Origin of the sequence: Streptomyces sp. SYP-A7185 (assembly GCF_046103685.1) — a bacterium.
Classification (GTDB): domain Bacteria; phylum Actinomycetota; class Actinomycetes; order Streptomycetales; family Streptomycetaceae; genus Streptomyces.
Genome location: NZ_CP122310.1, coordinates 6,451,134 through 6,470,615, shown reverse-complemented (window position 1 = coordinate 6,470,615; position 19,482 = coordinate 6,451,134). Strand labels below are relative to the sequence as shown.

Annotated in this window: 19 protein-coding genes; 6 read left to right on the top strand and 13 right to left on the bottom strand. The window is 70.3% G+C overall.

The window, feature by feature from the left end; all coding sequences use genetic code 11:
• Positions 1-31: 31 nt before the first annotated feature.
• Positions 32-709, top strand: coding sequence for an N-acetylmuramoyl-L-alanine amidase (locus QBL25_RS28540; RefSeq protein WP_409059823.1), 678 nt, complete (start codon positions 32-34; stop codon positions 707-709).
• Between the two features lie 25 nt (positions 710-734).
• Here QBL25_RS28540 and QBL25_RS28535 read toward each other — a convergent pair whose 3' ends face one another.
• The 4 genes from QBL25_RS28535 to QBL25_RS28520 form a co-directional block, all read right to left on the bottom strand.
• Positions 735-1,967 carry a cytochrome P450 gene (locus QBL25_RS28535; protein ID WP_409062810.1) on the bottom strand — a complete coding sequence of 411 codons (1,233 nt, stop codon included), beginning with the start codon at positions 1,965-1,967 and terminating at the stop codon, positions 735-737.
• 376 nt (positions 1,968-2,343) lie between these two features.
• Complete coding sequence (locus QBL25_RS28530; RefSeq protein WP_409059822.1) at positions 2,344-3,507, bottom strand: cysteine desulfurase family protein; 1,164 nt, start codon at positions 3,505-3,507, stop codon at positions 2,344-2,346.
• 48 nt (positions 3,508-3,555) lie between these two features.
• Positions 3,556-3,774 (bottom strand): DUF4190 domain-containing protein, encoded by a 219-nt coding sequence (locus QBL25_RS28525; protein ID WP_409062809.1) that lies wholly within the window; start codon positions 3,772-3,774, stop codon positions 3,556-3,558.
• Between the two features lie 204 nt (positions 3,775-3,978).
• Positions 3,979-4,146 carry a hypothetical protein gene (locus QBL25_RS28520; protein ID WP_409059821.1) on the bottom strand — a complete coding sequence of 56 codons (168 nt, stop codon included), beginning with the start codon at positions 4,144-4,146 and terminating at the stop codon, positions 3,979-3,981.
• Between the two features lie 117 nt (positions 4,147-4,263).
• Between QBL25_RS28520 and QBL25_RS28515 the strand changes: the two genes are divergently transcribed.
• Together QBL25_RS28515 and QBL25_RS28510 are read left to right on the top strand one after the other, a co-directional pair.
• A complete protein-coding gene (locus QBL25_RS28515) occupies positions 4,264-4,887 on the top strand; it encodes a TetR family transcriptional regulator (protein WP_409059820.1) in 624 nt (207 codons plus the stop codon).
• Positions 4,888-5,030: 143 nt separating this feature from the next.
• Entirely contained in the window at positions 5,031-5,891 is an 861-nt protein-coding gene (locus QBL25_RS28510; RefSeq protein ID WP_409059819.1) for an alpha/beta fold hydrolase, read from the top strand.
• On the opposite strand, the gene QBL25_RS28505 is transcribed toward QBL25_RS28510, so the two are convergent.
• Positions 5,851-6,840, bottom strand: a complete 990-nt coding sequence (locus tag QBL25_RS28505; RefSeq protein WP_409059818.1) for a helix-turn-helix transcriptional regulator — start codon at positions 6,838-6,840, stop codon at positions 5,851-5,853. The two genes, QBL25_RS28510 and QBL25_RS28505, sit on opposite strands and share 41 nt — an antisense overlap.
• A 52-nt stretch (positions 6,841-6,892) precedes the next feature.
• Here QBL25_RS28505 and QBL25_RS28500 point away from each other — a divergent pair, with 52 nt between their 5' ends.
• The 3 genes from QBL25_RS28500 (at position 6,893) to QBL25_RS28490 (ending at position 9,628) form a co-directional block, all read left to right on the top strand.
• Complete coding sequence (locus QBL25_RS28500) at positions 6,893-7,798, top strand: LysR family transcriptional regulator (protein WP_409059817.1); 906 nt, start codon at positions 6,893-6,895, stop codon at positions 7,796-7,798.
• A 223-nt stretch (positions 7,799-8,021) separates the two neighbouring features.
• Positions 8,022-8,591: a cysteine dioxygenase gene (locus QBL25_RS28495; RefSeq protein WP_409059816.1), complete on the top strand. Its 570-nt coding sequence runs from the start codon at positions 8,022-8,024 to the stop codon at positions 8,589-8,591.
• The gene (locus QBL25_RS28490) at positions 8,591-9,628 is read left to right on the top strand and encodes a YeiH family protein (protein ID WP_409059815.1); all 1,038 of its coding nucleotides are present in this window, start codon (positions 8,591-8,593) and stop codon (positions 9,626-9,628) included. Before QBL25_RS28495 ends, QBL25_RS28490 begins: the two co-directional genes overlap by 1 nt.
• 181 nt (positions 9,629-9,809) lie before the next feature.
• On the opposite strand, the gene QBL25_RS28485 is transcribed toward QBL25_RS28490, so the two are convergent.
• The 8 genes from QBL25_RS28485 to QBL25_RS28450 form a co-directional block, all read right to left on the bottom strand.
• The gene (locus QBL25_RS28485; protein ID WP_409059814.1) at positions 9,810-10,679 is read right to left on the bottom strand and encodes a thioesterase family protein; all 870 of its coding nucleotides are present in this window, start codon (positions 10,677-10,679) and stop codon (positions 9,810-9,812) included.
• Positions 10,680-10,762: 83 nt separating this feature from the next.
• Entirely contained in the window at positions 10,763-11,431 is a 669-nt protein-coding gene (locus QBL25_RS28480; RefSeq protein WP_409059813.1) for a trimeric intracellular cation channel family protein, read from the bottom strand.
• Between the two features lie 33 nt (positions 11,432-11,464).
• Positions 11,465-12,856: a M1 family metallopeptidase gene (locus tag QBL25_RS28475; RefSeq protein WP_409059812.1), complete on the bottom strand. Its 1,392-nt coding sequence runs from the start codon at positions 12,854-12,856 to the stop codon at positions 11,465-11,467.
• Between the two features lie 108 nt (positions 12,857-12,964).
• On the bottom strand, positions 12,965-14,182 hold the full coding sequence (locus QBL25_RS28470) for an ABC transporter ATP-binding protein (protein WP_409059811.1): 1,218 nt from the start codon (positions 14,180-14,182) through the stop codon (positions 12,965-12,967).
• 35 nt (positions 14,183-14,217) lie between these two features.
• Positions 14,218-15,315, bottom strand: coding sequence for an ABC transporter ATP-binding protein (locus QBL25_RS28465; RefSeq protein WP_409059810.1), 1,098 nt, complete (start codon positions 15,313-15,315; stop codon positions 14,218-14,220).
• Positions 15,312-16,313 carry an ABC transporter permease gene (locus QBL25_RS28460; RefSeq protein WP_409059809.1) on the bottom strand — a complete coding sequence of 334 codons (1,002 nt, stop codon included), beginning with the start codon at positions 16,311-16,313 and terminating at the stop codon, positions 15,312-15,314. The genes QBL25_RS28465 and QBL25_RS28460 overlap by 4 nt, the downstream gene beginning before the upstream one ends.
• Positions 16,314-16,454: 141 nt before the next feature.
• Positions 16,455-18,224: an ABC transporter substrate-binding protein gene (locus tag QBL25_RS28455; RefSeq protein ID WP_409059808.1), complete on the bottom strand. Its 1,770-nt coding sequence runs from the start codon at positions 18,222-18,224 to the stop codon at positions 16,455-16,457.
• A gap of 102 nt (positions 18,225-18,326) precedes the next feature.
• Positions 18,327-19,331, bottom strand: coding sequence for an ABC transporter permease (locus QBL25_RS28450; protein ID WP_409059807.1), 1,005 nt, complete (start codon positions 19,329-19,331; stop codon positions 18,327-18,329).
• Positions 19,332-19,482 lie beyond the last annotated feature (151 nt).

Sequence of the window (19,482 nt, the reverse complement as noted above, 5' to 3'; positions counted from 1 at the left end):
CAGCCGCCCGTGAGTAAGCGTTGACGATCACATGGGGGAAGAACAGGACTCGACGGAAGAGCGCGATCAGGGGCGCCGCGGCGTGAACCGCCGGACGCTCCTGATCGGCGGCGCCGCGGCGGCCGTCGGCACGGCGGCGCTCGCCTCGGACAAGCTCAGCCGCCTGTGGTGGCGCCTGCCCGGCGTCGTGAAGAAGCGCAAGGAGGGCGAGGTCGACGCCAAGGGCGCCCAGTGGACAGCGGCGTCCGACTACAACTGGCGCCGCGCGGACAGACCCGACGACTACGACATCGACATGGTCGTCATCCACGTCGTCCAGGGCGGGTACGCGACGGCGCTGCGCGTCTTCAAGGACCCGGCGCACGGCGCGGCGGCCCATTACGTGGTGCGCAAGGACGGTCACGTCGCCCAGATGATCCGCGAGCTGGACGTGGCGTTCCACGCGGGGAACAAGAGCTACAACGAACGCAGCATCGGCATCGAGCACGAGGGCTTCGTCGACAAGAAGTCGTCCTTCACCGACGCGATGTACGCCTCGTCGGCGCGGCTCACCGCCGGGATCTGCAAGCGGTACGACATCCCGGTGGACCGCGAGCACATCATCGGGCACGTGGAGGTGCCGGGCACCGACCACACCGATCCGGGACCCCACTGGGACTGGGACCGGTACATACCGCTGGTCCGCAAGGCCCGCACCGCCCTGGGCTGACGCGCGCCGCCGCAGCCGGCGTGACCTAGCGCAGGTGCACCGGCAGGGACTCCACCCCGTACACGATCGAGAGCTTGCGGAAGACGAGCTCCTCGGGGTCGGCCGCGAGCCGCATCTCCGGGAAGCGCCTGACGAGGGCGGGGTAGGCGGCGCGCAGCTCCATGCGGGCCAGTTCGGCGCCGATGCAGCGGTGGATGCCGTAGCCGAAGGCAAGGTGGCCCGAGGCCTTGCGCTCCGGGTCGAAGCCGCCGCCGTCGGGGGTGTACTTGGCGTCGCGGTTGCCGCCGCTCAGGGAGCACAGGACCAGGTCGCCCTTGGGGATGCGCACCCCGGCTATCTCGATGTCCTCGCGGGCGAAGCGCGGGAAGGCCACCTGCACCACGGTGAGGTAGCGCAGCGCCTCCTCGACGAAGGTGGCGGCCGCCGCGTCGTCCTCGCGCAGGCGCGCGGCGGTCTCGGGGTGCCGCAGCAGGAGCAGGGAGCCGAGGGCCACCATGCTCGCGGTCGTCTCGAAGCCGCCGGTGAGGATGCCGTCGGCGAGACCGGCGAGCTCCTCGTCGTCGACGGTGTCGCCGTGCTCCTTGACGATCATGCCGAGCAGTCCGTCGCCCGGGTTCTCGCGCTGCTTCTTGACGACGTCCCGGAAGTAGGAGAGCGAGGCGGATATCGCCCCGAAGGGAGCGGTCGCGCCGGCGAAGAGGTCGAAGCGCTCCATGGCCAGCTGCTGGAAGTCGTGGCGGTCCTCGTACGGCACGCCGAGCAGTTCGCAGATCGTCAGCGAGGGGATCGGCAGCGCGAAGGCCTCGACGAGGTCGACGGGCCCTTCCGCGGCCTCCATCGCGTCGAGCCGCTCCTCGACGATGGCCTCGATCCGGGGCGTGAGGCGGCGCAGGCGGCGCATCGTGAACTCGGGCGTGAGGATGCGGCGCAGATGCGTGTGGACCGGCGGGTCGCTGAAGCCGAGGCCGCCGGGGTGGTGGTCGTCGACCACGCCCGCGTTGCCCGCGAGGTTCGTGAAGTCGTTGCTGAAGCCGTCGGTGGCGCCGAGGACGGCCTTGACCTCGTCGTATCCGGTGACGACCCAGGCGTCCATGCCGAAGGGCAGCGGCACCTTGGATATCGGCTGCTCCGCCTGGTGCTCGGTGAGGGCCGCGACCGGGTCGAGCCCGTCACGGCGCATCGGCGCGAGGAGCGGCTCGGGCAGGCGCGATATCGCCGAGGCGCTGATCCCGTTCTTCTGGATCCGGGAGAGGTACATCCGTCCGAGCCGCGCGGTGATGCGAGAGCGGAGGTTCGCCTTCAATGTGAACTCCAGGAGGGGGTTGTCGTGCAGCCCCGAACGCGCGGAGCGGACTCGCGAGCGGCAAGCATAGATCGACGATCTGTGGGCAGTGCGGCCCGCTCCGGCACCCGCGGTCCCGATAGCGGCCGAAACCGGCATCAACTCCGGGCAGGGTGAAAGGAGTCCGGCGTTACTCTCGTCACGCACCGGCGCAAACGGGGAGCAAGCCGGTCCCGAACGAGACCGGAACGAGACGGACCCGCAACGGGGCAGGCCCGGCACGAGACGGCCCCGGAGCAGGCCCGGCGCAGGTCCGGAGCAGGCCCGTGCCCCCCTTGAGGAGCGGCCGGTCTCAGCTCAGGCCGGCCGTCCGCGCCCGGTCCACCGCCGGGCCGATCGCCCGGGCCACCGCGGTCACGTCCGCCTTCGTCGAGGTGTGCCCGAGGGAGAAGCGCAGCGTGCCGCGGGCCAGGTCGGGGTCGGTGCCGGTGGCGAGCAGGACGTGGCTCGGCTGGGCCACGCCCGCGGTGCACGCCGAGCCCGTGGAGCACTCGATGCCCTGGGCGTCGAGCAGCAGCAGGAGGGAGTCGCCCTCGCAGCCGGGGAAGGTGAAGTGCGCGTTCGCGGGCAGCCGGTCGACGGGGTCTCCCCCGAGGATCGCGCCGGGGACCTCCGCGCGGACGGCGGCGATCAGCTCGTCCCGCAGGGCGCCGATCTCCCGGGCGAACCACTCGCGCTGCCCGGCGGCGTGCTGCCCCGCCACGGCGAACGCGGCGATCGCGGGCACGTCGAGCGTCCCGGAGCGCACATGACGCTCCTGCCCGCCGCCGTGCAGGACGGGCACGGGGCTGTACTCGCGGCCCAGGAGCAGCGCCCCGATGCCGTACGGACCGCCGATCTTGTGGCCGGAGACGGTCATCGCGGCGAGCCCGGACGCACCGAAGTCGACGGGCAGCTGGCCGTAGGCCTGGACCGCGTCGGCGTGCAGCGGGATGCCGAACTCCCCCGCGACGTCGGCCAGTTCGCGGATGGGCTGGACGGTGCCGATCTCGTTGTTGGCCCACATGACGGTGGCGAGGGCGACGTCGTCGGGGTTGCGCTCGACGGCCTCGCGCAGCACGTCGGGGTGCACACGGCCGTACGCGTCGACCGGGAGGTACTCGACGGTGGCGCCCTCGTGCTCGCCGAGCCAGTGCACGGCGTCGAGGACGGCGTGGTGCTCGACGGGGCTGGAGAGGACTCTGGTCCGGGCGGGGTCGGCGTCGCGCCGCGCCCAGTACAGGCCCTTGACGGCGAGGTTGTCGGCCTCCGTGCCGCCCGCGGTGAAGACGGTCTCGCTGGGCCGCGCGCCGAGCGACTCGGCGAGCGTCTCGCGGGCCTCCTCGACGGTACGCCGGGCCCGGCGCCCCGCGGCGTGCAATGAGGACGCGTTGCCGGTGACGGCGAGCTGGGCGGTCATCGCCGCGATCGCCTCCGGGAGCATCGGAGTGGTCGCTGCGTGGTCGAGGTAGGCCATGGTGGACACGATTCTACGAGCCTCGCCGGGCCCCGCGTCCAAGCGGTGTCAGCCCGCGAGACCCCAGGACACGGTGTTGTCCATGGACATCAGTACGCCGAGGACGACGAGATCGGCCACACCGAGCCCGAGTCCGAGCAGCGCGCGGCCCCTGCGGTTGGTCCCGCGCAGGAGCGCCATGCCCGCGAGGACGATCGCGATCGGGCCGAGGAAGAGGTTCAGGACGAGCAGTCCGAGCAGGCCGAGGACGAACGAGGCGACGGCCATGCCGTCGGTGTCGCGCCGGCCGGTGGGGGCGGGGGCGGACGACGGAGCGGAGGAAGGGGCGGCGGACTCCGGGGAAGCGGTGGCGGACTCCGGGGAAGGGGTGGCCTCGGGCTTCCGGTCGAGAGTAATGGGTTCCATGGTGCGACTCCTTTCAGATGCCGTACGGATCGGTGCCAGCCGGGCTCAGGTCGGTGCCTGCCGGGCTCAGGAGTGACGGCGGGAGTGACGGCTCCCGTGCCGCTCGCGGACCGTGAACACCACGAGCCAGACGCCGATGACGGCGGCCGCGACCAGGGAGACGGAGACCGGCGCGTGGGCCACGGACCCCAGGGCGACGCCGAGCAGCAGGAGGGCGGCGACGAGGAAAAGCATGGGACACCTCTCGTGTGAGGGTTTCGGTGAACGCTTGTGGTAACAACTGTTCACTGACATAGAGAGTACCGCCTCTCCGGCTTTTCAATCTCGGAGAACAGTTGTTAACTGCATGGCATGAGTCACACTCTCGGCGTCCGGCAGGCCCAGAAGCAGAAGACGCGGCGGGCTCTGCTCGACGCGGCCCTCCAGCTCCTGGAGGAGCAGAGCCTGAGCAGCCTGGGCCTGCGCGAGGTCACCCGTGCCGTGGGCGTGGCCCCGACCGCCTTCTACCGGCACTTCCGCGACATGGCCGATCTGGGCGTGGCCCTGGTCGAGGAGGCGCTCGGCAGCCTGCACACCACGCTCGTGGCGCTCCTCGCGGCGACCGGCGACGGCGAGGAACGCATCGCGGCCGCCGTCGAGTTGATCGTCGCCTATGTGCGCACGCACCCCGCGCACGTCCGCTTCATCGCCCGCGAGCAGCACGGCGGCGTCCAGGCGGTGCGGTCCGCGATAGGCGATCAGCTGACCCTGTTCGCGCAGGAGGTGAAGGACCAGTTCGCCCGGGAGCCGGAGTCGGCGGGCTGGGACGAAGACGACCTCCTGATGCTGGCGCGGATGTACGTCGACCACATGGTGATGACCGCGTCCGCCCTCCTGGAGGCGGCGCCCGACGGCGAGGACCGGGTGGCGGCCAGCGCGCGCCGCCAGCTGCGCCTGGTGACACTCGGACGGCACCACTGGCTGGACGAGCGGTGACCCGGGGGCGCGAGAAGCGGCCGACGACCCCCGGCTCCCGACTCCGGACTCCCGACCCTCAACCCTCAACCCTCAACCCTCAACCCTCAACCCGCGACGCTCGACTCTCGACTCACACGTAAGGAGCTACTAGCCTTACGGTCATGACACTTGACCGTGCCCGAACCGGCGATCGTGACTGGACGCTCGACCAGACCTTCGCGGGCTCGACCGGCGCCGTGCGCTGGGCCGCCCTCGGCGCCGCGGACGCCCCGCCCGTCGTCCTGGTCCACGGCACCCCCTTCTCCTCGTACGTCTGGCGGGACGTGGCCCGCGCGCTCTCCCGCGACCACCGCGTATACGTGTGGGACCTGCCCGGCTACGGGACGTCGGAGATGCGGGCCGGGCAGGACGTGACCCTGGCCGCGCAGGCCCGCGTCCTCACCGAGCTCCTCGCGCACTGGGGCCTCGACGAACCGGCGGTCGTCGCCCATGACTTCGGCGGCTGCGTCGCCCTGCGCGCCCACCTCCTGCACGGCGCCCGCTACGCACGCCTCGCGCTCGTCGACGCCGTGGCGCTCGCCCCCTGGGGCTCCCCCGCCTACCGCCTGCTCGGCGCGCACGCCGAGGTCTTCGGGCAGCTGCCGCCCGCCCTGCACGAGGCGCTCGTGCGCGCGTACGTCGGCTCGGCGAGCCACCGCGGCCTGCACCCCCGGGTGCTCGACCGCCTGGTCGAGCCCTGGTGCACGGACGAGGGCAGGCCCGCGTTCTACCGGCAGATCGAACAGAACGACCAGCGGTTCACCGACGAGATCCAGGAGCGGTATGGGGAGTTGGCGCTGCCCGTCCTCGTCTGCTGGGGCACGGAGGACACCTGGATCCCGGCGGAGCGCGGCCACGAACTCGCCCGGCTGATCCCCGGGGCCGAGCTGCGCCTGATCGAGGGCGCGGGACACCTCGTGCAGGAGGACGCGCCGGCCGAGCTCACGGGCGAGCTGAGCCGGTTCCTGCGTACAGGGCGGTGACCTCGGCGGCGGCGCTCGCCAGTTCGGCGCGGACCTCGGGCGGCGACAGCACCTCCACACCGGCGCCGAACGGCAGCAGCGTGCGGGCGTCGCCGACGACGGCGAAACCGAGGCGGACGGTGATCCACTCGCTCTCCCCGTCGTCTTCGGGACGGGCGGTGAGGAAGTTCCCCTTGAGCCGTACGAACTGGGCGAACCGGTCCCGCGCGACCCGCGCCGTCACCTCGACGCCGACCGGGCGGTCCTCGACCTGCCGCTTCAGGACGCCCCATACGTCGGCGAGTTCGACGCCGGGCCTGCGCCGCACCGGCAGCTCGGTGAGCGTGGCCGTCCGCACGCGGTCGGCCCGGAAGAGCCGCGGGGCGCCGCGCCGGTCGGCGACCAGGTACCAGACCCCCGCCTTGGAGACGAGGCCGTAGGGGTCGACGGTGTAGGCGCGCGGCTCGGCGTCGCCGCTGTGCCGGTAGCGCAGCTCCAGCCGCCGGTCGGAGAAGACCGCGTCCTGGAGCACGTCGAGATCGACGGCGACCGCGTCCGAGCCGCGGGGCCCCGGCATCCAGCGCGCCGAGTCGACGAGGATGCGGCGGCTCGTCAGCTCGGCCGCGGGGCGGTGCGGCGCCGGCAGCGCCGCCATCACCTTGCGCAGCGCGGAGCCGAGCGCGGCGTCCAGCCCCAGCGCGGCGTGCGCGCCTTGGGCGGCCAGGATGAAGAGCGCCCGCGACTCGTCCGCCGTGAGCCCCGTGACGTCCGTGCGGAAACCGGGCAGGAGCGCGATGCCGCCGTGCCGCCCGCGCTCGGCGTACACCGGGATCCCGGAGGCGGAGAGCGCGTCGATGTCGCGGTAGATGGTGCGCACGGAGACTTCGAGGCGGTCGGCCAGTTCGTGCGCGGGGACCTGCCCGCGGGTCTGGAGCAGCAGCAGGATCGAGAGCAGCCGGTCGGATTTCACGCAGCCAAGGATGGCCTGTCGGCCCTCTCCGGATCATGCATATGATTCAGGAGTGTTCGATTCCCGGCACATCAGGTCATTCCATGAAGTGGTCCGGACCGGCTCCTACTCCGCCGCCGCCCGCTCGCTCGGTTATACGCAGCCCGCGATCACCCAGCAGATGAAGGCGCTCGAACGGTCCGTCGGCACGGTCCTGTTCACCCGCGTCGGGCGCAGGATGCGGCTGACCGAGGCGGGCGAGGCGCTGTCCCGGCACGCGGGGGTCATCCTCGGCAACATCGACGCCGCCCAGCAGCAGATGAACGCCATCACGGGGCTGCGCACCGGGCGCGTCCGCATCTGCGCCTTCCCCAGCGCCAACGCCACCCTCATCCCCGAGGCGCTGTCCCGGCTCGCGGCCGGCCATCCCGGCGTGCGCGTCGAACTCCAGGAGAACGAACCGCCCGAGTCGCTCCGGCGCCTGGTGGACGGCGACTGCGACATCACGCTGGCCTTCCACTACCCCGGTCTGCACGAGGACGTGCCGGACGAGGTGGTGGAGATCCCGCTGATGGAGGACCAGCTGACGGTCCTCATGCCCTCCCGGCACCCGCTGGCCCGGCGCCGTTCGGTGCGTCTGGCCGACCTCGCGGACGAGCGCTGGATCGCGGGCTGTCCGCGCTGCCGCGCCAACTTCCTGCACGAGTGCGCCGAGCAGGGCTTCACGCCCGACATCGCCTTCACCACGGACGACAACCTCGTCATCCAGAGCCTGGTCGCCGAGGGGCTCGGCATCGCGATGATGCCGGGGCTCGTCCTGAACTTCCTGCGCCACCGGCAGGTGACAGGGCGGGCCCTCGATCCGGCGTCACGGCGGCAGGTCTCGGCGTACGCGCTGCGGGAGCATCTGCGGATTCCCGCGACGGCCCTGGTGCTCGACGAGCTGAAGGCGGTCGCGGCGAACCGCGTGGGCTGCTGAAGCACCGCCGGGGCACGCGCCGTTCGCCCGGCCGCCCTACTGCGCCCGACCTTCCCACCGTGCCGGGCCACCCCACCGTGCCCGGCCACCCCACCGAGCCCGTACGGCTCGTCCGGCACGTCCGGCACCTCCGCCACACAGCCCCCCATCCATAAGCAGAAGTTGGGGAGATGCTTAGAAACTGTCGTTGGACGTAATGGAAGGGCCGCAGGACGCTGCCCCTATGACCACCTCCACCACCGCGTACCGCGCGGCCCGCGGCACAGGACGTCTGGACGCCCTCGTCTCCGGCATCCGTGAGGCCGTCGGCCGGGGGCTGCCCCCGGATCTGACGGCGTATCTGGTCGGCGAGCGGCTCGCTCCGCACCTGGGCGCGGCCGATCTGCTCGTGGACGAGCAGTGCGAGGGCGATCCCGAGCGCTACCGGCAGCATCTGCTGCACGCCGAGCACGACGGCAGCTTCTCGGTGGTCGGCATCGTCTGGCTGCCGGGCCAGCACACGCCGGTCCACGACCACGTCTCCTGGTGCGTCACCGGCGTCCACCGGGGCGCCGAACACGAGCGGCGCTACCGGCTGGTCCCGGCGGCCTCCGGCGCACCGGCGCGGCTCGTCGCCACCGAGGACCTGGTCAACCGGCAGGGCACGGTGTGCGGTTTCGCGCCGCCCGGTGACATCCACCGGGTGTGGAACGGCGGCACGGAGCGTGCGGTCTCGCTGCACGTGTACGGCGCGGACATCTCCCGCCTGGGCACCAGCGTGCGCCGGGTGTACGACCTGCCGGCCGACCGCTGATGGCGCTTCTGGGGCAGCGCCAGCAGATCACCCCGGTACCGCCTCCCGGCCCGCGTCCCCTGCCGGGCCTCGCCCTGGCCGCGCTCGGTGTCGTCGCGGCCTGGGCGGTCCACGCCGTGGTCCCCGCGGTGCCGATGCTGACGGCGGCCGTGGTGCTGGGGCTCGCCGCGGCGCACGTGCCGGGGGTGCGCGCCGCCGTACGGGGCCGGGGCAAGGCGGGGCTCTCGCTGGCCGGGAAGCGGCTGATGCGGGCCGGCATCGTCCTGCTGGGCCTGAAGCTGAGCCTGGACGACGTGCTCGGCCTCGGCTGGGCGACCGTGGCGATGGTGCTCGGGGTGGTCGCGGCGACGTTCTGCGGGACGTGGTGGCTCGGCCGCCGGATGGGGCTGCCCGGCGACCAGCCGCTCCTGATCGCCACGGGTTACTCGATATGCGGCGCGTCCGCGATCGGCGCGGTCAGTGAGGCCACCGAGAGCGAGGAGCGGGACGCGGCGGTGTCGGTGGCGCTCGTGACGCTGTGCGGGACGCTCGCCATCGCCGTCCTGCCCCTGCTTCAGGGGCCCTTGGGGCTCAGTGACGCGGAGTTCGGGCGGTGGGCCGGGGCGAGCGTGCACGACGTGGGCCAGGTGGTGGCCACCGCGCAGACCGCGGGGGCGGGGGCGCTGGGGGACGCGGTCCTGGTGAAGCTGATGCGGGTGGCGGTCCTGGCGCCGCTGGTGGCGGTGGTGGGGCTCCGCGTGCGGGCGCGGTCCGCCGCGCGCGGGACGGGGAGGCGCCGGCCGCCGGTGCTGCCGCTGTTCGTCGCGGGGTTCCTGGCGATGGTGGCGGTACGGAGCACCGGGTGGGTGCCGGGGAGCGCGCTGGACGTGGCGGGGCACGTGCAGGAACTGCTCCTGGCGGCGGCCCTGTTCGGTCTGGGCGCCGCGGTGGACCTGCCCTCGCTCACCCGGACCGGGGGGCGGGTGGCCGCCCTGGGGCTTTGCGCGTGGGCGGTGGTGGCGGGGGTGTCCTACCTGGGCGTCATGGTGACGGCCTAGGCGGCAGCGGGAGGAGCCCGTCCGACGCCGACCCGTCGGACGGACCCCTGGCTTGTGCGGCCCGCGAGAAAAGCACCCGGGAGGTGTTGTGCGGCCCGCGAGAAAAGCACCCCGGAGGTGTTGTGCGGCCCGCCAGGAGAGCGCCGCCCCGGAGAGGTGGCCTCCCGGGACGACGTCTCGCTCAGGACAGCCGGACCCGCGCCAGCTGTCGGGACTGGGCGACCAGGCGGTCCGCGCTGTCCCAGACCTCCGCGTCCTCCTCCAGGAAGCCCCCCGCGAGGTTCCGCGTGGTGATGGACACCCGCAGCGGGCCGGGCGCGGGCTTCGCCCGTACGTGCACCGTCAGCTCCACCGTCGGGACCCAGCCGGAGATGCCGAGCTCGAAGGCGGTGGGCGGCAGCGCGTCCACGGCGAGCAGCAGCGACAGCGGGTCGGCGTCACGGCCGTCCGCGAGGCCGAACCAGGCGCGCATCTCGCCCTTCCCGGAGGGCTGGCCAAGGGCCCACCCCAGGGTTGAGGGGTCCAGCTTCAGGAACAGCCGGTCGCTGATCGCCGAACTGCCGGGGACCGGGCGGTGGTCCGGGGCGTCCTGCGGCCCGAAGCACTGCTCGACGGGCGGCAGGGCGGGCGGCTTGGCCGTCGTACGGACGTCGTCGGGGAGCCCGGCCAGATCGCCGTACGAGGCGAGCACGCGGATCCGCTCGACCTCGCGCCCCTCGTCGTCGTACTGGAAGAGCGAGGCCTGTCCGGTCGACAGGGTCCGCCCGGCGCGTGCCGTGTCCGTGCGGATCACGGCGGGCCCGGGGTGGGACGCCGTGAGGTAGTGCGCGGAGACCGTGAAGGGGTCGGCGTGCGGCAGGGCGTCGGCCAGCGCGCGGCCGAGGACCGCGAGGAGGTAGCCGCCGTTGACGGCGTTGATGATCGTCCATCCGGCGGAGAGATCGATGTCGTAGACACCGGGCTCCCGCCGGGTGACCGCGGTGTCGCGGTCGAACTCGCTGTCGCCGATGCTCGCGGGCACCGCTGCCGGTATGGATGCTGCCTCTGCCATACCGGCAACGTACAACAAGAAATTACTGAGCGGTAGCTTTTTCTGTCGGACCGGGCCCTCTCAGGTCGCCCGGGACCGGTCCGCTAGCCGACTTCCTCGACCTCGACCGCCGTGGAGCGCCGGTGCCAGGCCCGGGGCGCGCGCCAGTGGTAGCGCAGCGCGAGCAGCCGCAGGACGAAGGTGGTGATCACGGCGAGGCTGCTGGTGAAGGCGTTCACGATGTCGTAGTTGATGCAGAGCGCGACCATCGCGGAGCCGACGATGGCGGGCACGGCGTACAGGTCGCGGTCCCAGCGGACCAGGGACGGCACCTCGTTGGCGATGATGTCGCGCAGCACGCCGCCGCCCACGGCGGTGGCGAGCCCGAGGGCGGCGGACGCGGTGAGGCCGAGGCCGTAGTCGTACGCCTTGGTCGTGCCGGTGACGCAGAAGAGTCCCAGGCCCGCCGCGTCGAAGACGTTCACCGCGAGCTGGGTGCGCTCCACCTCCGGGTGCAGGAAGAACACCAGGGCGGCGGCGAACAGCGGCGTGATGAAGTAGCCGAGGTCGACGAACGCGGCGGGCGGCACCGCCCCGATGACCACGTCACGGAAGATCCCCCCGCCCAGCGCGGTGACCTCGGCGAGCACGACGATCCCGAAGACGTCGAAGTTCTTGCGGACGGCGAGCAGGGCGCCGGAGATCGCGAAGACGAAGATTCCGACGATGTCGAGCGCGTGCTGGACGGAGGGACTGAACAGATCCTGGATCACGCGCCATTCTTACCTGTCCGCCGGCGCGGGCCCCTACAGGGCGGGCTTGCCCTTCGTGAACAGCCACGTCCGGAACAGCCCGTCGAGCTGCTTGCCCGAGATCTTCTCGGCGAGGCGGATGAAGTCGGCGGTCGTCGCGTTCCCGTACCGGTGCCGCTCGGCCCAGGCCGGGAGCAGCTTGAAGAACGCCTTGTCGCCGATGCGCTCGCGCAGGACCTGGAGGGTCATCGCGCCGCGCTGGTAGACGGCGGAGGCGAACATGGTGTCGCGCTGCGGGTCGCCGACGACGATCTGCCAGAAGGGCGCGTCGGCGGGCCGTGCGTCGTACCCGGCGAGGAAGGCCTCCCGGGCGGTCTGGGTGCCCTTGTGCTCGCTCCACAGCCACTGGGAGTAGGTCGCGAAGCCCTCGTTGAGCCAGATGTCGTGCCACTTCTCGGGCGTGACCGAGTCGCCGAACCACTGGTGGGCCAGCTCGTGGGCGATGGTCGACTCGCTGCGGATCGCGGAGTAGACCGGCTTGGTCTGGGTCTCCAGCGAGAAGCCCGCCTGCGGCATGTCGTCGACGATCGCGCCGGTCTCCTCGAAGGGGTAGGGGCCGAAGACCTTCGACCAGTGGTCGGTGACCTCCGCCGTGACGCCGTACACGTCGACGTTGTTGCTGTTCTCCAGGACAGGGTCGATGGCGACGTAGATCGGGGTGCCGGCCGGGGTCCTGCCCTTCTTCACGTCGAACTTCCCGATGGTGGCGGTCGCGAGGTAGGTCGCCATGGGCTTGGTCTCACGCCAGTGGGCGACGGTCTGCCCGCCCTTGGTGTACGTGCCGACCAGACGGCCGTTGGAGACACCGGTCAGGCCCTTGGGCGCCTTGATGCGGATGTCGTAGGCGGCCTTGTCCGAGGGGTGGTCGCTGGAGGGGAACCACGTCGAGGCGGCGTTGGGCTCGCAGGCGACGAAGACGCCGTCGGTGGTCTTCATCCAGCCGTAGTCGGAGCCGAAGACGATGGGGCCGCTCAGCGGCTCGGGCACACCGCCGTAGGTGACGGTCGCGGTGAACGTCTTGTGCTTGCGCAGGTGGTCGCGCGGGCTGATCCGGATCTCGTCGCCGTCGCGGGTGAACTGCGCGCGTCTGCCGTTCACCTCGACTCGCGTCACCTCGAGCTTCTGGAGGTCGAGGTCGAAGGAGGAGAGGTCCTGGGTGGCGCGCGCGGTGATCGTGGTGCGGCCGTCGAGGCGGTCGGTGCCGGGGTCGTACGCCACGTCGAGGCCGTAGTGGCGTACGTCGAAACCGCCGTTGCCGAGCTGCGGGAAGTACGGGTCGCCCACGCCGTCGGAGCCCGGTCGGGGCCCGGGTGCGGCGGCGATCAAGCAGAAGGAGGCGGCGGCGGTGGCCAGCGCCCCCAGACGTGCCGAACGGGAGAGTGCCATGAGTCATCCCTTCGCGCGTGTTCCGGTGAAACGGACACGCAGACTCTGCACTCTCCCGTATGGGCGTGTACATGACTTGGTGCCTGATTTTTACCAAGTCATCAGGTGTTACGGGCCGGTTGGCGCCTGACCCTTGGCCTCCGCTTCCGGAGCGTCCTCGGAGGGGCCCTCGGAGGTGTCCTTCGCGACCGTCTTCTTCGGGGTCGCGGCCTCCTCGGCCGTCTCCTCCGCCTTGCTCACCACCGAGACCACGTCGATCGCCTCCTTGGCGACCTGGAGCAGCTTGGTGTCACCCGGCTGCTGGTCCTCGGCGTTCTCCGGGTGATGGCACGCCACCTGGTGACCGGACGCGAGGGGGATCAGCGGCGGCTCGGTCTTCGCGCAGATCTCCGTAGCCTTCCAGCAGCGCGTGTGGAAACGGCAGCCGGTGGGCGGGTCGATCGGCGAGGGGACGTCACCGCGCAGCAGGATGCGCTCGCTCTTGACGCCGCGCCGCCGGGGGTCCGGCACCGGCACCGCGGAGAGCAGCGCCTTGGTGTACGGGTGCATCGGCGTGGAGTAGAGGTCGTTGCGGTCCGCCAGCTCCACGATCTTGCCGAGGTACATCACCGCGATGCGGTCCGAGACGTGCCGGATGACCGACAGGTCGTGCGCGATGATCACGTACGTGAGGCCGAGCTCGTCCTGGAGGTCGTCCAGGAGGTTGACCACCTGCGCCTGGATGGAGACGTCCAGGGCGGAGACGGGCTCGTCGGCCACGACCAGCTTGGGCCGCAGGGCGAGCGCACGCGCGATGCCGATGCGCTGGCGCTGACCGCCGGAGAACTCGTGCGGGTAGCGGTTGTAGTGCTCGGGGCTGAGCCCCACGCGCTCCAGCATCTCCTGCACGTGCTTCTTCAGGCCGCCCTCGGGCTTGACGCCCTGGAGCTTGAACGGCGCACCGACGATCGTGCCGATGGTGTGCCGCGGGTTCAGCGACGAGTACGGGTCCTGGAAGATCATCTGCACGTCGCGGCGCAGCGGCCGCATCTTGCCGGTGTTCAGGTGCGTGATGTCCACGCCCTCGAACTCCACGCGCCCCGCGGTCGGTTCCAGCAGCCGGGTGATCAGACGGCCCATCGTGGACTTGCCGCAGCCCGACTCGCCCACGACGCCGAGCGTCTCACCGGGACGTACGTCGAAGGAGAGGCCGTCCACGGCCTGCACGGCCGCCACCTGGCGCTGGAGCAGCCCCTTCTTGATGGGGAAGTGCTTCACCAGGCCGTCGACCTTGAGCAGCGGCTCCACGGACCCGGACGAGTCCTTCGTCTGCGCCGGGATCGTCATCTCCTGGCCCTTCGCCTGATCTTTCGTGTCGTCTTTCACAGCTTCGGCGCAATCTCTTCGGTCCAGATCCGGGTGCGCTCGTCCTGCGACATGTGGCAGGCCGAGAAGTGACCCGGGACGACCTCGCGCAGGTCGGGTCGCTCGCGGCGCGTGATCTGGTCCTTGGGGATGTCGGCGTAGGGGCAGCGCGGGTTGAAGGCGCAGCCCTCGGGCAGGTTGATCAGGCTGGGCGGGGAGCCCTTGACCGGCACGAGACGGTCGGTCTGCTCGCGGTCGATGCGCGGCATCGAGCCGAGCAGGCCCCAGGTGTAGGGGTGCTGCGGCTCGTAGAAGACCTTCTCGGCGGTGCCGCGCTCCACGCAGCGCCCGCCGTACATCACGAGCAGTTCGTCGGCCATCTCGGCGACCACGCCCAGGTCGTGCGTGATCATGATGACCGCGGAGCCGAACTCCTTCTGGAGGTCCCGGATGAGGTCGAGGATCTGCGCCTGGACGGTGACGTCCAGGGCGGTCGTCGGCTCGTCCGCGATGAGCAGCTCGGGGTTGTTGACCAGGGCCATCGCGATCATCGCGCGCTGGCGCATGCCGCCGGAGAACTCGTGCGGGTAGCTGTCGACCCGCTTGTCCGGCTGGGGGATGCCCACCCGGTCGAGCATCTCGATGGCCCGCTTGCGGGCGACCTTCTTGTCCACGTCGTGGTGGACCCGGTACGCCTCCATGATCTGGGTGCCGATGGAGTAGTACGGGTGCAGCGCGGACAGCGGGTCCTGGAAGATCATGGCCATGTCGCGGCCACGCAGCTTGCGCACCTTGTTCGGGTCCGCGCTGAGCAGCTCCGTGCCGTTCAGCCAGATCTCGCCGGACAGCTGCGCCTTGCGGCTGCCGTACTGACCGGCGGTGTGCAGGCCGAGGATGCCGAGCGAGGTGACGGACTTGCCGGAGCCCGACTCGCCGACGATGCCGAGGGTCTTGCCCTTCTCCAGCTGGAAGCTGAGCCCGTCGACGGACTTGACCAGGCCGTCGTCGGTCGGGAAGTGCACCTTGAGGTCGCGCACCTCGAGGAAGGCGGTGGGAGCGACCGCATCGGCGACGGGTTCTCCGACGGCCGCTCCGGTCTTGTGCAGTTCGGTCATCCCAGCCTCACTCGCGGGTCGATGACGGCGTACAGGAGGTCGACGACGAGGTTGGCGAGGGCGATCGCGAGCGACGCGCACAAGGTGACGCCGAGGATCACCGGCAGGTCCTTGTTGCTGATGGCCTTGACCGCCTCGAGGCCCAGCCCCGGCAGGTTGAAGGTGGACTCGGTGAGGACGGCGCCACCGAGGAGCACACCGAGGTCGAGGCCGAAGACGGTGAGGATCGGCGTCATGGCGGAGCGCAGCGCGTGCCTCCGGATGACGACGGCCTCGCCGAGGCCCTTGGCGCGCGCGGTGCGGATGTAGTCCTCACCGAGCACTTCCAGCATGGTCGCGCGGGTGAGTCGCGCGTACATGGCGGCGTTGAGGAAGGCGAGCACGATCCAGGGAAGGATCAGCGTCTCGAACCAGACGTTGATCGGATCCTCGGTGGTGAGGGTGTCCTCGATCTCCACCCAGCCGAGGGTGTGGACGAAGAGCCCCATCGCGATCATGCCGGTGAAGAAGATCGGCAGGGAGACGCCGCCGAGGGCGGTGATCATCGCGGAACGGTCCCAGATGGTGCCCCGCTTGAGCGCGGAGAGCACACCGGTGGCGACACCGGCGATCAGCCACAGCACGCAGGCGCCGGCCGCGAGGGCGGCGGTGACGGGCAGGGCGTCCTTGAGGGTCTCCCAGACGGGCGCCTCGGTACGGAAGGAGTATCCGAAGCAGGGGGCGGGACAGTGCGTCACGTCGGCCCCGTTGGCGTAGTCACGCCCCATCGGGATGCCCTTGACGAAGTCCCAGAACTGGACGAGCAGCGGGTCGTCGAGACCCAGTTTGATCCGGATGCCCGCGAGCTGCTCGGCACCGGACGACTTCCCGGCGAAGAGGACGGCGATGTCCTGTCCCGCCCACTTGGGCAGCATGAAGAAGACGGTGAAGGTCGCGAGCAGTACGACCAGCACCATGATGACGACGGCGATCAGGCGCCGGATGAGATAAGCAAGCACTGTGCGCGGCCCGGCGGTGGCCGGGACCCCCTTGTGAGGAGTCCCGGCCACCGCCCGGGGCCATCACCTGCCCTTCGGACTGGCGGGATTCGGCGGGATTCGGCGGTGGGACAACGGCCTTGCGGCGGTTGCTACTGAGTACTACTTCGCGTCTTCGACACCGAGCGAGACGTAGTCGTAACGACCGCTGTACGCCGCGGACGAGTAGACGTTGGTCGCCCGCGAGGAACGCCAGCTGATGTTCTTCTCGTAGAGGAACGGCATCCAGTAGGCCTTGTCGACGATCTCGTGGGCCAGCTTGGTGTAGATCTCACCGGCCTTGTCGGGGTCGACCGTGGCGATCGCGTCGTCGAAGAACTTGTCGATCTTCGGGTCGTCGATCTGCGACTCGTTGTAGTTGCCGTTCTCGTTGATGAAGCGGCTGTCGAACAGCGGCTGGGCGTAGCCCTGGCCGGTCGGGAAGTCAGGACCCCAGCCCGCCATCGTCATGCCGATGCCGCGCTTCTTCACGACCGAGGGGGAACCGGTGATGCTGGAGGAGTCGGCGCCGTCGATCTGGTCGACCTCGGCGTTGATGCCGACCTTCTTCAGCTGCTCCTGGAGCGCCGTGGCGGCGTCCACCTCGCCCGGCTGGTTGGTGCGGGCCGAGACCTTGGTCGAGAAGCCGCCCGGCTTGCCGCACTTCTTCAGCTCGGCCTTGGCCTTGGCGGTGTCCGGCTTGCCCTTGCGCTCGGCGATGCCGTACGGGTCGTAGTCGTCGTGACCCTTGATGGCCTTCGGGAAGACGTTGGTGGCGATCTCACCGGCGGCGACCGGGCCACCACGGGTCTTCTGGAGGCTCGCGAAGTCCGTGGCGTAGAAGACGGCCTTGCGGCAGGCCTCGTTGTCGAACGGCTTCGTCTTGGTCACCAGGGCGACGTAACGGACGAAGTCCGTCTGCATGTTGTCGACGTTGCCCTTGTGGTCCTGAATGGCGGTGGTACGACCCGACTGGGTCATGCCCGTGCCATTCATGTCGATGTCGTAGTCGCCTTCCATCAGGCGCTTGTCGTTCTCTTCGAGGTTCGCCGAGATGGTGACCGAGATCTTGTCCGGCAGGGCCGGGCGGATCGGGTCGGACGACTTCTTCCAGTTCTTGTTGCGGACGAGCGTGATGCTCTTGCCGGCGCTGTAGTTCTGGAACTTGTACGGGCCGGAGGAGAACGGGCGCTGGGTGTACTTGGCGCCGGTGTCCTCGGACTGCTTGACCGGGGTGCCCGACGGCATCGCGAGCATCTGCTCGAAGTCGCCGTTCTTCTTGGGCAGCTTGAAGATGATGGTGTTGTCGTCCGGCGTCTCGATCGCCTTCAGACCCAGCTTGTCCTTCGACTTGTCCTCGTAGGGGCCCTTGTACTCGCCCTTGGGGTCAAGCGTGGACTTCAGGTAGCCGGGACCACCGGTGATGACCTTGGTCGCCCAGATGCGCTCGATGCCGTACTTGATGTCCTTGGAGGTCAGCTTCGAGCCGTCCTCCCAGGTCAGGCCGTCACGCAGCTTGTACGTGTAGGTCTTGCCGTCCGAGCTGATCTTCGCCGTGTCCTCGGCGAGGTCCGGGACGAGCTTGTTGGACGCGGCACCCGGCTTGGTGTCGTACGTGATCAGCGTGCGGGTGTAGTACCGCATGAAGTCCCACGTCATGCCGTAGTAGGCACGCTGCGGGTCGGCCGAGTCCAGGTCCTGCTTGGCGATGAACTTGAGCGTTCCGCCCGTCTTCTTCGACGCGTTCGCGACCTTGCCGATGGCGGCGTTGTAACCGGCACCCTTGCTGTCGTCGTCGTCGCTGCCGCCGCCGCACGCCGTGGTGGTCACCAGCGCCGCCACGACGAGGGCCGCGCCTGCGGTCAACCGTCGTTTAGAGGAACCTGTGGGCATTTCTCGCATCCTCCGAGATTCGCGGTCCTTGGCTTTAGCTGCCTTAAGAACCATGGGAAGAGCCACCTGACGCTGCGGCAGGGGCAAGCCAGTTGGAGCTGTTTACCGAGTTCCCTTGGGGTCCAGGGCGTCGCGCAGCCCGTCACCGAAGAGGTTGAAGGCAAGCACGGTCACGAAGATCGCCAGGCCGGGGAAGACCATGAACATCGGATCGTGCTCGTACGTCGCGAGAGCGTCCCGGAGCATGCCGCCCCAGGAAGCCGTCGGCGGGCGTACACCTGCGCCGAGGAAGCTGAGCGCCGCTTCGGTGAGGATGTTGGTGGGGATCATCAGGGTCGCGTACACGGTGATCGGCGCGACCAGGTTCGGCAGCAACTCACGGAAGAGGATGTGCCGTTGGCCGCCGCCGAGACTGCGGGCCGCCTCCACGTACTCGCGTTCGCGCAGGCTGAGGGTCTGGCCGCGGACGATGCGTCCGACGTAGGGCCAGCCGAAGAAGCCGATCACCAGGATCAGTACCGCGATGCGGACGCCGCTGCCGGTCAGGCCGAGCAGGTCGTCGGGGAGGACCGAGACCAGGGAGATCACGAAGAGCAGCTGCGGGAAGGCGAGCAGCACGTCCATGACTCGACTGATCAGCGCGTCGACCCAGCCGCCGAAGTAACCGGCGATGATGCCGAAGAAGGTGCCGAGCACCACGGCCACCACCGCGGCGAGGAACGCCACGAGCAGGGAGATGCGGGCGCCGTAGACGATCCGGCTGAAGACGTCGCGGCCCTTGTTCGGCTCCACTCCGAAGAGGAAGTCCCAGCTCATGCCGCCGAACGCGCCCTTGGGCAGGTTCGTGAGGTCTTCCAGCTCGTCCTGGTGGAACTCGTTGGGCGGGTGGCCCAGCAGGGAGACGATCAGGGGCGCGAAGACGGCGACAAGGACCAGGACGAGCACGGTGATGCCGCCGGCCAGGGCGACCTTGTCCCGCTTCAGGCGGTTCCACGCGATCTGCTTGAGGGACCGCCCCTCGACCTTCTTCACCCCTGCACCAACTGCGGGAGCGACGTCCGCTGTCGGGTCCACGTCCGCAGGTGTGTCATGCAATGGTGCCGTCATCGTGGCAGGGACCCCTCTCAACCGGTGGTGACCGGCCCGCACTTGCCGCTGTAGCGACGTGATCAGTCCGTCGTACAAAGGGGCGAAGCGCCCCCTGCTGCGGGAGTCTTCATCGCGGTTGCGATCTGTTACCAGCCTTGACGGGGAAAGG